The organism is bacterium (assembly GCA_036504735.1).
Lineage (GTDB): Bacteria > Electryoneota > RPQS01 > RPQS01 > RPQS01 > DASXUQ01.
The window spans coordinates 1-2434 of record DASXUQ010000007.1 but is presented as its reverse complement, the minus strand read 5'-3'; the positions used below and the strand labels follow the sequence as shown (position 1 = coordinate 2434).

Below are 2434 nucleotides of genomic sequence, written 5' to 3'. Positions count from 1 at the left end.
AGAGATTCCCGCAGCAACGGTGCGACAATCGAGAGCGATTGCCGGTCTACGAAGTTGATAATTGTGATGCAGAACAGCAACGCCATAATCCACCAGCGAACCTGCCGGACTAGAGGGGGCATCCCGGGCGAAGATGTCTGTGACGGAACAGCCGTGCGCATGTGCTTTACAATATCAGATATCACTGCTGTTTTGGTACAACCCGACGCTTGCAGTGCTATTTAGTATCTGATATGTTAACAGTTTGATCATGCCGTCAATTTTCTTACCGTTTGGCGCGACCGCTTTTCAGTTGCCGGTGGAGGCTGATCTGCTCGCACCGCCTGAGACGCCGGCTTTGGATGACGAAGCCGGAGCCATCCTACAGGCCTTGGATCACCCTACAGCCTGCGAACCGCTGGCCAGTCTGGTGAAGCCCGGCGAGACAGTGGTAATCATCGTCAATGACATCACGCGACTGGCGCGCTCGGATATGTTCCTGCCGCCCATTGTCGATACGTTGAACCGGGGGGGCGTTCCCGACGGGGACATCTCTATCGTCTTTGCGCTCGGCACTCATAGGGCGCAGACTGAGGCAGAGATGCGCGCCATCGTCGGTGCGGGGATTGCCCGCCGCATTCGGATGTACGATCACGATGGCGACGACGACGCAAATCTCGTGGATGTGGGAACCACGAGTTTCGGCAACCGCGTGGAAATCAACCGCCGGGTTTTTGAGGCGGACCGGATCATCCTCACGGGAGAAATTATCTTCCATCAGATTGCGGGCTATAGCGGAGGGCGAAAAAGTCTTCTGCCCGGCGTAGCCGGAAATCGAACCACGACTTTCAATCACCGAATGGTTCTTGACCCGCGCTGCGGAGCGGGCATACTGGACGGCAATCCGGCGCACGAAGACATGCTGGAAGGAAGCCGGATGGTTGGGCCGGATTTCGTGGTCAACGTGGTTCTGAGTCCGGCGGGCAAGCTTCTGTACGTAGCTGCGGGCGACGTCGAGCAGGCCCACCTGGAGGGCTGCCGCGCGGCGGATCGCCTGCTCAGGACCTATATCGACCGTCCTTACGACATGGTGATTGCATCGGCGGGCGGCGCGCCTCTGGACATCGACTTGCGTCAGGCCCACAAGGGCATGGAGAATGCTTGCGCGGCGCTTCGTCCCGGCGGGACGCTCTACTACTACGCGGAATGTGCAGACGGGCTGGGCAGCGCGAAGTTGGAGCATTATCTCGAGACCTACACCAGTGAAGTCGAGATGGAGAGTGCGCTGGAACAGAATTTTGTGGTGGGCGGCCACAAAGCGCTCTGGCTGGCGCGCATCGGAAAACGCTACGACGCGCACCTGGTAACGAACCTGGATGCGCGTATCGTGAAGCAATGCGGATTCCAGGCGGTGCTCCGCGAGGAGCATAAGATACGCCTTTTCGAATTAATTCAGCAAATTACTCCGGGCCGGATTGCGGTGATGCCGCATGCGGGCTTTACCAGGCCGGCTCTTCGTGATATTGGGAGAAAAACAAATGACTAGTCCTGCGCAAATAGAAGCGCTTCCGATGTACATCGGTGGAGAATGGGTACGGACAGCGAACCAGCAAACGGTTGGACTGCCGTACGACGGAAGCCCTGTCGGCGCCTACTACATGGCGGATTCCGCCGTGATGGAGCAGGCGATTCAGGCAGCCCGAAAGGGCGCGGCGTCCATGAAGCGCCTCACGAACTTCGAGCGTGCGGATCTACTGGTCCGTATGATGGAGATCGTTAAGCGTGATGTCGCGGATTTCGCAAAGCTGATCTGCTACGAGACCGGCAAGCCGGTAAAGGAAGCGCGCGGCGAAGCCGAGCGGACCTTGCAGACCATGATCGCCTCGGCAGAAGTTGCCCGCAACATGCGCGGCGAGGTGATTCCCATGGACGCCGCGCCGATCGGCAAGGGCCGCATGGCAATGACCCTGCGCGAACCGCTGGGCGTGATTGGCGCCATTACGCCATTCAACGTACCATTCAACCTGATGATGCACAAGGTAGGCCCGGCGCTGGCGGCCGGCAACTCTGTCATCCATAAGCCGGCCAGCACAACGCCGCTCAGCGCTTTGCGCTTCGCGCGGGTGATGGAAGAAGCGGGCGCTCCGGCGGGCGCATACAACGTGGTTACAGGCTCGGGAGCGCTGGTTGGCGACGCCCTGGTGAATAGCCCTCATGTGGCCATGATCACCTTCACCGGCAGCCGCGAGGTCGGACTTGCGATTCGCGCCAAGGCTGGCCTGAAGCGGGTGACTCTGGAACTGGGCAGCAACTCGGCGGTCGTGATCGAGCCGGGCACGGATCTGGATCTCGCCGTTTCGCGCTGCGTCATGGGCAGCTTCTCTCATAGCGGCCAGGTGTGCATCTCCGTGCAGCGCATCTACGTGCACGAATCCATCGCCGAAGAGTTCACGGC

General features: G+C 59.8%; 2 protein-coding genes. Both read left to right on the top strand.

All coding sequences use genetic code 11. The annotated features are described in order from the left end of the window. The first annotated feature begins 250 nt into the window (after positions 1 to 250). Positions 251 to 1525 carry a nickel-dependent lactate racemase gene (larA, locus tag VGL38_06095; GenBank protein ID HEY3294987.1) on the top strand — a complete coding sequence of 425 codons (1275 nt, stop codon included), beginning with the start codon at positions 251 to 253 and terminating at the stop codon, positions 1523 to 1525. Then, positions 1518 to 2434 (top strand): aldehyde dehydrogenase family protein (locus tag VGL38_06090; protein HEY3294986.1); only part of this gene is annotated, 917 nt, incomplete at its 3' end. The genes larA and VGL38_06090, both read left to right, overlap by 8 nt.

What these genes read in the sequence shown, in the direction of transcription:
- larA (HEY3294987.1), top strand. Translation starts at nt 251, where the DNA reads ATGCCGTCAATTTTCTTACCGTTTGGCGCGACCGCTTTTCAGTTGCCG.